10 protein-coding genes and 1 tRNA gene are annotated in these 12,249 nt (G+C 64.4%); 3 read left to right on the forward strand and 8 right to left on the reverse strand.

The annotated features are described in order from the left end of the window. The first annotated feature begins 146 nt into the window (after positions 1-146). Both IBX54_RS08005 and mltB read left to right on the forward strand, forming a co-directional pair. Positions 147-2,189, forward strand: a complete 2,043-nt coding sequence (locus tag IBX54_RS08005) for a DUF3488 and transglutaminase-like domain-containing protein (protein ID WP_296542141.1) — start codon at positions 147-149, stop codon at positions 2,187-2,189. A 179-nt stretch (positions 2,190-2,368) separates the two neighbouring features. Further along, positions 2,369-3,337: a lytic murein transglycosylase B gene (mltB, locus tag IBX54_RS08010; protein WP_296542147.1), complete on the forward strand. Its 969-nt coding sequence runs from the start codon at positions 2,369-2,371 to the stop codon at positions 3,335-3,337. Here mltB and IBX54_RS08015 read toward each other — a convergent pair. The 8 genes from IBX54_RS08015 to IBX54_RS08050 all read right to left on the reverse strand — a co-directional run bounded on the left by IBX54_RS08015 (position 3,303) and on the right by IBX54_RS08050 (position 12,018). Further along, on the reverse strand, positions 3,303-3,482 hold the full coding sequence (locus IBX54_RS08015) for a hypothetical protein (RefSeq protein WP_296542150.1): 180 nt from the start codon (positions 3,480-3,482) through the stop codon (positions 3,303-3,305). The two genes, mltB and IBX54_RS08015, sit on opposite strands and share 35 nt — an antisense overlap. Positions 3,483-3,508: 26 nt before the next feature. Further along, the gene (locus IBX54_RS08020) at positions 3,509-5,863 is read right to left on the reverse strand and encodes a DNA internalization-related competence protein ComEC/Rec2 (RefSeq protein WP_296542148.1); all 2,355 of its coding nucleotides are present in this window, start codon (positions 5,861-5,863) and stop codon (positions 3,509-3,511) included. A 144-nt stretch (positions 5,864-6,007) separates the two neighbouring features. Next, positions 6,008-6,841 (reverse strand): HDOD domain-containing protein, encoded by an 834-nt coding sequence (locus IBX54_RS08025; RefSeq protein WP_296542142.1) that lies wholly within the window; start codon positions 6,839-6,841, stop codon positions 6,008-6,010. Positions 6,842-6,846: 5 nt separating this feature from the next. Further along, positions 6,847-9,222 (reverse strand): Tex family protein, encoded by a 2,376-nt coding sequence (locus IBX54_RS08030; RefSeq protein WP_296542143.1) that lies wholly within the window; start codon positions 9,220-9,222, stop codon positions 6,847-6,849. 115 nt (positions 9,223-9,337) lie between these two features. Then, positions 9,338-9,766 carry a GNAT family N-acetyltransferase gene (locus tag IBX54_RS08035; protein ID WP_296542149.1) on the reverse strand — a complete coding sequence of 143 codons (429 nt, stop codon included), beginning with the start codon at positions 9,764-9,766 and terminating at the stop codon, positions 9,338-9,340. A 71-nt stretch (positions 9,767-9,837) separates the two neighbouring features. Next, positions 9,838-10,779 (reverse strand): glutathione S-transferase family protein, encoded by a 942-nt coding sequence (locus IBX54_RS08040; protein ID WP_296542144.1) that lies wholly within the window; start codon positions 10,777-10,779, stop codon positions 9,838-9,840. Positions 10,780-10,797: 18 nt separating this feature from the next. Next, positions 10,798-11,226: a PaaI family thioesterase gene (locus IBX54_RS08045; RefSeq protein WP_296542145.1), complete on the reverse strand. Its 429-nt coding sequence runs from the start codon at positions 11,224-11,226 to the stop codon at positions 10,798-10,800. Positions 11,227-11,229: 3 nt separating this feature from the next. Further along, a complete protein-coding gene (locus IBX54_RS08050) occupies positions 11,230-12,018 on the reverse strand; it encodes an SDR family oxidoreductase (protein WP_296542146.1) in 789 nt (262 codons plus the stop codon). Between the two features lie 159 nt (positions 12,019-12,177). Here IBX54_RS08050 and IBX54_RS08055 point away from each other — a divergent pair. Continuing rightward, positions 12,178-12,249, forward strand: a tRNA-Asn gene (locus IBX54_RS08055).

Below are 12,249 nucleotides of genomic sequence, written 5' to 3' on the forward strand. Positions count from 1 at the left end.
TATCGGGCCGGATACGGGGGGCTCGCAGTGACGGCTTCCTTGTTCAAGGTCCGTGCGCGGTATCAGGCCAGATACAGCTGGCTCGCAGTGACGGGGGCGGTTTCAAGCCGCATTTGCGGTCTCGCGCCTGATGCCGTTTGCTCGCCATGAAGCTGCCCACCTTGAGCCACCTGCCGCGCGACACCCGCGACACGCTGTTCGTGCTCGCGGTCATTGCCTGGGTGCTGGCGCCGCTGAGCCTGCAAGTGCCGCTGTGGTGCAGCGCGATGAGTGCGGCGCTCATCGTCTGGCGCGGCGTGCTGGCGTGGCGCAGTCAGCCGTTGCCGTCCCGCTGGTGGTTGCTGGGCTTGCTGCTGCTGAGTCTGGTCGGCACGCTGATCAGCTTCAAGACCATTTTGGGACGCGATGCCGGCGTGACGCTGGTGGTGCTGCTGCTGGCGCTCAAAACCCTGGAGCTGCGCGCCCGTCGCGATGCCTTTGTGGTGTTTTTCCTGGGCTTCTTTTTGATGCTTACCAATTTCTTCTATTCGCAGTCGCTGCTCAGCGCCGCAGCCGTGCTGGTGGGCTTGCTGGGTTTGCTCACCGCCCTGGTCAACGCCCACATGCCAGTGGGCAAACCGCCGCTGTGGCAGGCGGCGCGCATGGCCGGCGCTATGGCGCTGCTGGGGGCACCCATCATGGTGCTGCTGTTTGTGCTGTTTCCCAGAGTGGCGCCGCTGTGGGGCTTGCCCAGCGACGCCATGAGCGGTCGCAGTGGCTTGTCAACCAGCATGACGGTGGGCAATATTGCCAGCCTGGCGCTCGACGGCAGTGTGGCCATGCGGGTGCGCTTTGAGGGCGCGGCACCGGCACAGTCGGCGCTGTATTTTCGCGGCCCGGTGCTGTCGCACTTCGACGGGCGCAGCTGGCAGGCACGGCCCTCGGGCCTGCCCAATCGCCTGCGCCTGCCAGCCGACCTGCAAGTTGCCGGCGAGCCGGTGCGTTACCAGGTCACACTGGAGCCCAACAAGCTGCCTTGGTTGCTGGCGCTCGATGCCACACCGCAGGCACCAGTGCTGGCCGGAAAAACTGCCCGCATGACGCGCGAACTGCAGTGGGTGTTGGACCAACCGGTAACCGAGCTGCTGCGCTTTGATGCCGTCAGTTACCCCAGCTTCCAGCACGGGCCGCTCACACGCGCACCCGGCCTGGAGGAATACCTGACCCTACCCAAGGGCTATAACCCGCGCACCCTGGCGCTGGCCGCCGAGCTGCAGCGTGACGCGCGCTACGCAGGTGCCGATAACGCGCAGTGGGTGGCCGTGGTCATGGCGCGCCTGCGCAGCGGCGGCTACCGCTACACGCTGGAGCCGGGCGTGTATGGCCAGCACAGTGCCGACGAATTCTGGTTTGACCGAAAACTGGGTTTTTGCGAACACATTGCCTCGAGCTTTGTCATTTTGATGCGTGCCTTGAACGTGCCCGCGCGCATCATCACCGGCTACCAGGGCGGTGAAAAAAATGCGCTTGAAGATTTTTGGACGGTGCGCCAAAGCGATGCTCACGCCTGGACCGAAGTCTGGCTGCCAGGCCAGGGCTGGCAGCGCGTGGACCCAACCTCTGCCGTGGCACCGGCGCGCACCGGCACACTGGCGCGCCTGACGCCCCCGCGCGGCCTCATTGCCAATGCCATTTTTGGCAACGTGAACCCGGCACTGGCGCTGAACTTGCGCGCCGCCTGGGACGCGGTCAACAACCGCTGGAATCAGTGGGTGCTCAATTACAGCCAGACCCGGCAACTCGACCTGCTCAAAAACATCGGCTTCAAGGAGCCTGACTGGCAAGACCTGATTTACCTGTTGTGCGCCATCGTGGTCACGGCCAGCCTGCTGGGTGCAGCCTGGAGCGCCTGGGAGCGCCACCAGCAAGACCCCTGGCTGCGCCTGCTGCACCGGGCGCTGCGCAAGCTCAAGGCAACGGGCATGGCGCTTGGCGCCAACAGCACGCCGCGCCAGCTGGCGCAGCAACTGCAGGGCGATGCAGCGCAGGCGGCGCGTCAGCCCGATCCGGCGCGGCAAGCCTGGCACGACTGGCTCATCAGGCTGGAGGCCCTGCGTTATGCGCCGGCAGGTGCTGGCCACACCAGCAGTTTCAAACGGCAGCTCGCTACACTGCAAAGCGAACTCAAACACTTGCCAAACCCTCAGTGAAAACATTGACCCCTTGCGCCCATTCGCGGCGGCACGCCCTGCTGGCCGTGCTTGTTTTCATGGTGGCGGCCACGCTGGCCGTCAGCGCCTCGGCTGGCACGCACGTCAAAAAAGCGGGCAAGACCGCCGTCAGCACCAGTGGTATCCCCGGCCCAAGCTATGCCCAGCGACTCGACGCGATGCAAGCGGCCGATGACATCGCCTTGCGCCGCGACCTGGACCCGGTCTGGGTGCGCCAGACCCTGGGCCAGGCCCGATATGTTGCCGCCATTGCCAAAGCCGTGACCCCGCCGGCCGTTGGCGTGGCCAAGAACTGGCAGCTTTACCGCAGTCGCTTTGTCGAGCCGCGTCGCATCCGCGCCGGTGTTGCGTTCTGGCAAACCCATGGCGACGCGCTCAAACGCGCTGAACTGGACACGGGCGTGCCCGCTGAAATCATCGTCGGCGTGCTCGGTGTGGAAACCATTTACGGTCAGCAGATGGGCAATTACCGGGTGCTCGATGCGCTTGCCACGCTCAGCTTTGACTTCCCGGCCAGCCACCCGCGCGCGGCCACGCGCAGCGCATATTTCATGAGCGAGCTGGCGCAGTTTTTAAGCTGGACGCAGCGCAGCGGGCTTGACCCGCTTGGCATCAAGGGCAGCTACGCCGGGGCCATGGGCTGGCCGCAGTTCATGCCGTCAAGCTGGCACCAGTACGCGATTGACTTCGACGGTGACGGCAGCGTTAACCTGTTTGACAGCCCGACTGACGCGATCGGCTCGGTTGCCAATTACTTCAAGGCTTTCGGCTGGCAGAGCGGCCTGGCCACCCATTTTCCGGTGACGTTCGATGCGCAAAAGCTCGACATGGACGCGCTCATGGGCCCCGACATCCTGCCCACTTTCAGCGTGGAGAGTTTTCAGGCCAAGGGTGCCGTACTTAGCGGCGAGGCGCTGGCACACACCGGCAAGCTGGCCTTGATCGAGCTGCAAATGGGCGACGCGCCGCCCGTTTATGTGGCGGGCACCGACAACTTTTACGCCATCACCCGCTACAACTGGAGCAGCTACTACGCCATGGCCGTGATCGAACTCGGGCAGGCGGTGGCGCAAGCCCTGGCGGCGCAGGCCGTCAAACCAGTACCGGCACCGGAAAATCGCGGCTGATGTGGGCGCCCTTGGCATCCGGCGCGCGCACGATGTCAATGTCCGAGATTTGTGAGTACGCGTTGTTGGGCCAATCCAGGCCCATCATGTGCGGGCGAAACTGATCGTTTTGCCCGATCTGCTTTGCACGAACAGATTCTGTCATTGCGAACGCCGTGACGCTACAAGCTCTCACGGCACCACATGATGCCAATAGCGTTTTTGCACTTCGCGGGCGCATTGCACCCCATCCGCTTGCCAGGACTGCCAGCTTGCTGCACCGCAATGAGGCGTATCGAACACGCCGATGCTGCGCTCAGCGTAGCGCAGCAAAACAGGGCCCGCGGGGTGGCCAAAGCGATTTCTGTAGCCCGCCTGCACCAACGCCAGGCGCGGTTGCACTGCATCCAGAAAGGCCGCGCTGCTGGAGGACTTGCTGCCGTGGTGCGGCACCAGCAGCACATCAGCCCGCAAACTCCCTGCGAAAAGGTCTGGCTCGGACGCGCTGCCCTGACTGCGTGCCAGCAATAGCGCCTCTTGCGCGCGCTCGATGTCGCCCACCAGCAGCGCCGCCTGCCTGCCGTTGCCAATGCGCAGGGCACAGCTCATGGCGTTGGTCTTGCGCACATTGCCGTAGTCGTGGGCCAACGGGTGCAACACCTCGAAGTCCACCCCGTCCCACTGCCAGCGCTGGCCGGCCACGCAGCGCGTGGCCGGGCGCAGCGCCTGCAGCGCGTGCTCATCTTCGATCGAGCTCAGCAAGGCGGCCTGCGGCTGCATCTGCAGCACGGCGATGGCGCCGCCGGTGTGGTCGCTGTCGCGGTGGCTCAGCACCAGGGTGTCGAGTTGCACGCCCAAGGCACGCAACAGCGGCACCAGCACGCGGTGCCCGGCGTCGCTTTCGCGGCTGTACCGGGGGCCGGCGTCATACAGCAAGGCGTGGTTGGCAGTGCGCACCAGCACGGCATTGCCTTGCCCAATGTCAGCCGCCAGTAGCTCAAATTCGCCCGCCGGGACCGCTGGCAGCTGCCAGAACAGCACCGGCAGCAGCAGCGGCACGCCGCCCAGGCGCAGCGGCCAGGGCAGGCGCAGCGCCAGCAGCAGACCACCCAAAACACCCGCCGCACCGGCCCACCACGGTGCCTGCGCCAGGCTTATGCTGGCCCAGGGCCATTGCGCCAGGGCATGCAGAAACTGCGCCAGCAGACCGACGGCCAAAGCCGCCAAATCCCACAGCGGGTGCAGCAGCACACCCAGCATGGCCAGTGGTGTCACCAGCAGCGTGACCCACGGAATGGCCAGCGCGTTGGCCAGCAGCCCCACCAGCGAGACCTGGCCAAACAGCAGCAAACTCAGCGGCGTGAGCGCCAGCGTGATCATCCACTGCTCGCGCATCAGGGCCCAGAATCGGTTTTTGAGACCCGAACTGCCGGCGCGCGAAACACCGGCATCGGTAGCAAACAGCACGCCCACCGCCACGAAGCTCAACCAGAAACCTGCCTGCAACAGCGCCCACGGGTCCACCGCCACCACCACCGCGCAAGCCAGCAGCCAGACCTGCGGCCAGGGCCAACGCACACCAAGCAGGCGCAGGGTGCCGACGGTGGCCAGCATCAGGATGGTGCGCTGCGCGGGCACGCCCCAGCCGCTGAACAGGGCATAGGCCGTGGCCAGCGCCATGCCGCCGAGCAAGGCGGCGCTGGGTGCAGGCAAACGCAAACATAGCCAGGCCGAGCGCCGCCACAAGCCGCCCAACGCCAGCGCCGCCACCCAGGCAAACATGGTGATGTGCAAGCCCGAAATGCTCATCAGATGCGCCACGCCGGTGGCCCTGAAGACGTCCCAGTCGGCGCGGTCGATGGCTGCCTGGTCGCCTACCACCAGCGCAGCGATCAGGCCGGCCGATTCGGAGTCAGCCAGTCGCAGCAGGATCTGGTCGCGCACCTGGCCGCGCGCCCACTGCACCGGGTGCCGCCAGGTGAACCCGAGCCGAACCGGTGGTGCATCCCGCGCGCCAACACGCACATAGCCGGTGGCCTGGATGCCCTGCACCCATTGCCACAGCTCGTAGTCAAAACCGTGCGGATTGATGGTGCCGTGCGGCGCTTTCAGGCGCACCGTCATTTGCCAGCGCTCGCCCGCTTGCAGGGCGGCGGGCTGGCGTTGCAGCTCGGCCATGGATTCAGCGGGCGCGTCGCCACGGGCCCATGAACCGGCATACCAGCCCAGCGCAAGCCGCGGTGGCAAGCGCAGCGGCTGCCCGTCCAGACTGGCAGATTCCAGGTCGAGCCAAAAGCGCACCCCGCCTTCGAAATGCTGTGGCATGGCAGCCACCACGCCAGTCACGGCCAGGTCGCGCCCCTCCAGCGCAGGTGCAAGCGCCTGGCTGCCAAAGGCCTGGGCGCGCCAGCCAGTGCTGGCAAAAGCCAGCAACGTCAATGCAGCCGCCAACAGGCACCAACGCAGCACGGGCCAATGCGCGCGCAAACCAAAAGCCAGAAGCAACAAACCCAGGCCAATGCCAAGAAGGCAATCATCGGCCGGCATCAGCTCGGCCTGTTGCAACTGCAAGGCATTGCCAAGCAACACCCCCAGCAGCGCCGGGACCAAGCCACGGATCGGTGAAAAATGCGACGCCACCTCAGGTGGATACGGACCGATCGGTGTGCCAAGCGCCCGCATCTCGTTCGGTCACGTTTGGGCAGCCACCAGCACGCTGCCCGCCACCTGGCACGACCAATCGATGGGGTCTTGCTGCAACACCATGTCGATGTCGAGCCCCAGCACTTCAGCCACCAGCGACGGGAAAGTAACCGTCAGCGCGTTGTCCTTCAAGCCCAACTGGTTGGCGCGGGCGCGCCACTGGGCCAGGTGCAGCACCGCCGCCAGAGGCTCATAGGCATCGTTGTCGAAGGGCGCATGGGCATAGGCCAGCGCGTCGCACAAAATTTGTGGCAAGTGGGCCTGGCAAGCCATGGCCGAACTGAGCTCGGTGTAACAAAAACCAAGCAACTGGCGTTCGGCAAGGGCGCGCCTTAACTCCAGCGGTGCACAGTTGTCATCGAGTGCCGACACCTGCGGCAGGCTTGACCGCATGACCAGCTCCCCCAGCGCATGGATCAGTCCGGCCATATAAGCGGCTTGCTGGTTTTGCTGCAACAGGCCCGCCAAGGCGCGCGCCACCCGTGCGCAGTCCTGGCTATAGACCCAGAACTGCATCAGTGGCAAAACCGCATCGCCCTTCAAGGGAGCATGTGCAAGGGCCTGGCTGACCAGGTCTTGCACCTGCTCCAGGCGCAACAGCGCCAGCGCTTGCGAGATGCAGTTGACCTGCCCACCCAATCCGAAAGCGGGCACATTGGCAGCCTGCAGCACACGCAGACTGAGCACCGGATCGGTCTTGATGAACTGGTCGATGCGGCGCAAGTCAGGCTGCACCTGCTTGAGCTCGGTCAACAGCAGCGCCAGCACCCGCGGGCTGCTGGGCAGCGGTTGAGGATGGTGCAGCAGGTCCGTCAGTTGCATAGCGGCTAAGACCCCAGGTTTTTGAGTTTGGCAAACGCAGAAGACATGGCTGTGGATTGTGGCGCATACGCGCGCTGCTGCGGCCTGGCGGCCGGGAAGCGGTTGTCACCCGGGCTCCCGCTGCGCGCCGGGGCGGCACCCAGCTTCATGGTCAGCGCAATGCGCTTGCGCGCCACGTCCACCTCAACCACCTGCACCTTGACAATGTCGCCGGTCTTGACCACCTCACGCGCATCAGTGACAAACTTGTGGCTGAGCTGGCTCACATGCACCAGCCCGTCCTGGTGCACGCCGAGGTCAATAAAAGCGCCAAAAGCGGCCACGTTGCTCACCGTGCCCTCCAAAACCATGCCCTCTTTCAGGTCGCGAATGTCTTCCACGCCGTCGTTGAAACGGGCCACCTTGAAATCGGGGCGCGGGTCACGGCCGGGCTTTTCCAACTCGCCCAGAATGTCACGCACCGTGATGACACCAAATTTGTCGTTGGCAAAGAGCTCGGGGCGCAGCGTTTTGAGCATGTCGGCGCGGCCCATGAGCTCGGCCACGGGCTTGCCGGTTTGGGCAATGATCTGCTCCACCACCGGGTAGGTTTCGGGATGCACGCCGGTCATGTCAAGCGGATTCGCACCGCCGCGAATGCGCAAAAAGCCGGCGCTTTGCTCGAACGCCTTGGGCCCCAGGCCGGTCACCTTGAGCAACTGCTGGCGGCTGGCAAACGCCCCGTTGGCCTCACGCCAGCGCACCACCGCCTTGGCCACGCCAGGGCTCAGGCCCGACACCCGGCTGAGCAGCGGCACGCTGGCCATGTTGAGGTCAACACCCACCGAATTCACACAGTCTTCCACCACCGCATCAAGTGTTTTGACCAGATCGCTCTGGTTCACGTCATGCTGGTACTGGCCGACACCGATGCTTTTGGGGTCGATCTTGACGAGTTCGGCCAGCGGGTCTTGCACACGCCTGGCTATGCTGGCGGCACCGCGCAGGCTCACATCGACATCGGGCATTTCCTGGGAAGCAAATTCGCTGGCAGAGTACACCGAGGCCCCGGCTTCGCTGACCACCACTTTTTCCATCGCCCGCCCGGAGGATTTGGCCATGAGCTTGATCAGGTCGGCCGCCAGTTTATCGGTCTCGCGGCTGGCCGTGCCGTTGCCAATGGCGATCAGGTTGACACCGTGCTTTTCACACAGTTGGGCCAGTGTGTGGAGCGTACCGTCCCAATCCTTGCGCGGCTCATGCGGATAGACCGTGCTGGTGTCAACCAGCTTGCCGGTGGCATCGACCACCGCCACCTTGACGCCGGTGCGAATGCCGGGGTCCAGCCCCAGCACCACGCGCGCTCCAGCCGGCGCGGCCAGCAACAGGTCGCGCAGGTTGTCGGCAAACACCTTGATCGCCACGCGTTCGGCGTCTTCGCGCAGGCGGGCAAACAGGTCGCGCTCGGTGGACAAGCTGAGCTTGACGCGCCAGGTCCAGGCCACGCATTTGCGGATCAGGTCGTCCGCTGGGCGGGCCTGGTGGCGCCAGCCCAGTTTGAGGGCAATGCGCGCTTCGGCCAGCGACACAACGGGCGCTTGCCGGGTTTTGGGGGCGGCGGCGGTCGTGGGCAGCTCGGGCTCTGGCAGCACCAGCTTGGCCTCCAGAATGTCCAGGCTGCGGCCACGAAACACCGCCAGTGCCCGGTGCGATGGCACCCGGCTGATGGGCTCGTCATAGTCAAAATAATCGCGAAACTTGGCCACATCGGGGTCGTTTTCGCTCTTGCCAGCCATCAACTTGCTTTGCAGCAAGCCCTCATGCCAGAGCCACTCGCGCAGGTCCTGCACCAGCGCCGGGGTTTCGGCCCAGCGCTCGCTGAGCAAATCGCGCACGCCGTCAAGCACGGCGGGCACGGTAGAAAAATCAGGCTGTTTGTCTTCGCCCTCGACTACCGGGCGCATCGCAATGACATAGGCCAGCGCCTCGTCGGCCGGCACCAGGGCCGGGTTGGCGAACAACGCATCGGCCAGCGGCTCCAGCCCGGCTTCGCGCGCGAGCTGGCCTTTGGTGCGGCGCTTGAGCTTGAACGGCAGGTACAGGTCTTCGAGTTGCTGCTTGGTGCTGGCGGCGTGCAGCGCTGCCAGCAGCGCAGGCGTCAGTTTGCCCTGCTCGTCAATCGCCTTGATGACCGTTTGCAGGCGGTCACGCAGCTCGCGCAGGTAGCCCAGGCGCGCTTCGAGTTCACGCAGCTGGATGTCGTCGAGGCCGCCGGTCACCTCTTTGCGGTAGCGGGCAATAAAGGGCACGGTGGCACCACCGTCGAGCAATTCCACAGCAGCGGCCACCTGACGCGCCTGCACGCTGATTTCTTGCGCTATTTGGCCGATGATTTTTTGCATGGATCAATGAAAAGCCAGCGCATGGCTGGCTGAAAAAAATACAAGGTGGCAAGTGTGCCATAGGCGACCGGCCAGCCCTGACAAAAACACACGGGACGGATCCGCGGCAACAAGCTCAGGCCTGGCGCAGCATTTCCAGGTGCGCAATACCGTCTTCCATGTAAGGCTTGCCCGCATCCACAAAACCATGCCGGGCATAAAACCCGGCCAGATGCGCCTGCGCGCCAATGCGAATGGCCTGCGGCCCCCAGACCTGGCTGATGGCGGCCACCGCCTGGTCCATCAGCACATGCCCCAAGCCCGTGCCGCGCGCGCTTTGGCGCGTCAGCACCCGGCCAATGCTGGCCTCCGGGAACTTGACGCCCGCAGCAAAGCAACGCGCATAGGCTTTCAATTCCTGATCCTGCACGCCCAGCAGGTGCATGGCTTGGCGGTCGGCACCGTCGATGTCCTGGTAGATGCAATGCTGCTCCACCACAAACACCTCGCTGCGCAGGCGCAACACCTCGTACAACTCACCCACGCGCAGGTCTTCAAACGACATCAGGCGCCACACCGGTGTGCGCGGCTTACGCGATTTCGACCTGGATGAGCCCACTGACCAGAGTTTGAATGTCATGCTGTCAGCTCCGGTTTAAGCACGTAACCAACGCGCGGAAAGTGCACCCGAACCACACCTGCGCGCGCATCAACGCGGCGCAGCGTGTAACGCGTGCGGGTGGCGGCCACCAGCTCACCCACCGTGGCTTCAGTGCCAAAACTCTCGGCGCTGATGCTGACCCGGCTGCCCAGCGCAATGCCGTGGTCGTCCTGAAAATACGCATTGTCCTGGCGCCACGCGGCACCCGCGCCCGCGCAGACCGCAATGGCATCGGTCGCGCTCATGCGGCTCATCTGGCCATGGCCCAAAGCCGCCACTCGGTCCATCCACGCCAGCACCTGCGGCTTGGCCTGCAAAATACCGGCCATGGCGGGCACCTGGGTGCGGGTGAACCAGAGCGGATGGTAGGCGGCAAAGTCGGCAATGGTGGGCGCATCACCCAGCAAAAATTCATGCCAGTCGAGCATGTCGGCCAGGCGTCGCAAATAAGATTTGTAAGCGCTGGTGGCATCCAGCGGACGCGGCCGGCTCAAACCCTGCGCCATGGCCGAGCGGTCGGCGGCAAAGGCCTTGACCGCCTCTGGGGGCACGCCGGCAAAAAGCTCGGCCATGCCCGGTTTTTGCATGTTGTAGCCCATGGCCGCCCAAAACAGCGTGCTGTCGGCCCACTGCGCCAGAATGCGGGCCAGGCCTTTGCTGCCATCGGGGTACAGCGTCGGGCTGTGTTGCAGGTGCTCCAGCACTTCGCAGATCAGCGCGGTGTCGCAGTAAATGTCGGCACCTATTTGCAGCACCGGCGTTTTGCGGTAGCCGCCGGTGAGCGCCAGCAAGTCGGGCTTGGGCATCACGGCAGGAAGGAGCACCGAGCGCCATGCCAGGTTTTTAAAACCCAGCACGGCGCGGACTTTTTCCGAGAACGGCGACATCGGGTAATGGTGAAGAATGAGATCAGACATGCTGCCTCCAGGTAAAAATCAATCGGTTGCAATGGCTTGCAGCGCATTTGCGCTCTTGGGGCCAGTGACCAGTCTGCGCACAAACTTGAAGGTGCCGGTGGCGTGGGCGCAGGCCTTGCCCTGCGCGTCGAACACCGTGCCTTCGGTGAAAGCCATGGTGGCGGTACGGTGCATCAGGTGACCGCGCGCGGTAAGCGGGCCGCGCGCGGGCTGCATGAAGCTGGTTTTCATCTCGATGGTGACCGCGCCCATCTCCTTTTGCACGCTGCGCGCGGCCAACGCCATGGTCACATCGAGCAGCGTCATGAGCGCGCCGCCGTGCGTCACCGCAAAAGAGTTCAAGTGCTCAGGGCGCGGTTCATAGACCAGCTCGGAGCGCCCGTCCTCAAACAGCGTGAGCGCAAAGCCAAGATGATCCACAAACGGAATCGCGACACCAAAATCCATGTTTCAGCCTCCAATAACCGCGCTGACACCGCCGTCCACCGCCAGCCACTGGCCGGTGATGTGCTTGCCCGCCGCGCTGGCAAACAGCAGGGTGACGCCCTTCAGGTCTTCGTCATCGCCCAGGCGCTGCAGCGGCGCGCTTGCTGCCAGATTGTCAGCGCCCAGCGCGGCAATGGTGCCGGCTGTCATCTTGCTGGGGAAAATACCCGGGCAAATGGCGTTGACATTGATGCCATATTGCCCCCACTCGCAGGCCAGCGCGCGGGTAAAGTTGATGACCGCGCCCTTGCTGGTGTTGTAGGCCAGCGTGCCCATGCCGTGCGGGTTGCCGCCCAGCCCGGCAATTGAGGCCACATTGATGATGCGCCCGCCACGCCCGATCATGCTCTGCCTGCCCACCAGCTGGCTCAGTAAAAAGTAGCCGCGCACGTTCAGGTTCATCACCTTGTCCCACGCAGCCACCGGATGGTCTTGCGCCAGGGCACCCCAGCTGGCACCGGCGTTGTTGACCAAAATATCTATATCGCCCATGCGCTGCAGGGTTTCGGACACCAGCTTCTGCAGGTCGGCCTCCGCCGCGCAATCGGCCGCCACCCAGCGCGCATCAATGCCGCCGTCCTGCAAATCGGCGCAGGCCGCCTCGAGCTCGTCGGCCTTGCGCGCGCACAACATAATGCGCGCGCCCGCCTCGCCCAGCGCGTGCGCCATTTGCAGCCCCAGCCCGCGCGAGCCGCCCGTGATCACGGCTGTCTTGCCGCTGAGGTCGAAGAGTTGAAGATTGGTTCGAGGCATGGCTGGAGACGCTGTTGGTTAACGTCAAATTATCACCGAGTGGCCCGGCATGCTGCTTGCCTTGATGCGGACGAGTCGAGCACCATCGACAGCAGGCACATAAATTTTGCCGATGCCAGCCAAAACGGCAAAAAAAACACCCTATAATCTGGGGCTTGTTCCTCAATAGCTCAGTTGGTAGAGCGCCGGACTGTTAATCCGTAGGTCCCTGGTTCGAGCCCAGGTTGAGGA

Source organism: Rhodoferax sp. (genome assembly GCF_014859475.1).
Lineage (GTDB): Bacteria > Pseudomonadota > Gammaproteobacteria > Burkholderiales > Burkholderiaceae_C > Rhodoferax.

Coding starts and splice junctions, on each gene's coding strand:
- IBX54_RS08040 (WP_296542144.1), bottom strand. CDS start 10,779: ATGTCTGATCTCATTCTTCACCATTACCCGATGTCGCCGTTCTCGGAA.
- IBX54_RS08005 (WP_296542141.1), top strand. CDS start 147: ATGAAGCTGCCCACCTTGAGCCACCTGCCGCGCGACACCCGCGACACG.
- IBX54_RS08035 (WP_296542149.1), bottom strand. CDS start 9,766: ATGTCGTTTGAAGACCTGCGCGTGGGTGAGTTGTACGAGGTGTTGCGC.
- IBX54_RS08050 (WP_296542146.1), bottom strand. CDS start 12,018: ATGCCTCGAACCAATCTTCAACTCTTCGACCTCAGCGGCAAGACAGCC.
- IBX54_RS08020 (WP_296542148.1), bottom strand. CDS start 5,863: ATGCCGGCCGATGATTGCCTTCTTGGCATTGGCCTGGGTTTGTTGCTT.
- IBX54_RS08015 (WP_296542150.1), bottom strand. CDS start 3,482: ATGACAGAATCTGTTCGTGCAAAGCAGATCGGGCAAAACGATCAGTTT.
- IBX54_RS08045 (WP_296542145.1), bottom strand. CDS start 11,226: ATGGATTTTGGTGTCGCGATTCCGTTTGTGGATCATCTTGGCTTTGCG.
- mltB (WP_296542147.1), top strand. CDS start 2,369: ATGCAAGCGGCCGATGACATCGCCTTGCGCCGCGACCTGGACCCGGTC.
- IBX54_RS08025 (WP_296542142.1), bottom strand. CDS start 6,841: ATGCAACTGACGGACCTGCTGCACCATCCTCAACCGCTGCCCAGCAGC.
- IBX54_RS08030 (WP_296542143.1), bottom strand. CDS start 9,222: ATGCAAAAAATCATCGGCCAAATAGCGCAAGAAATCAGCGTGCAGGCG.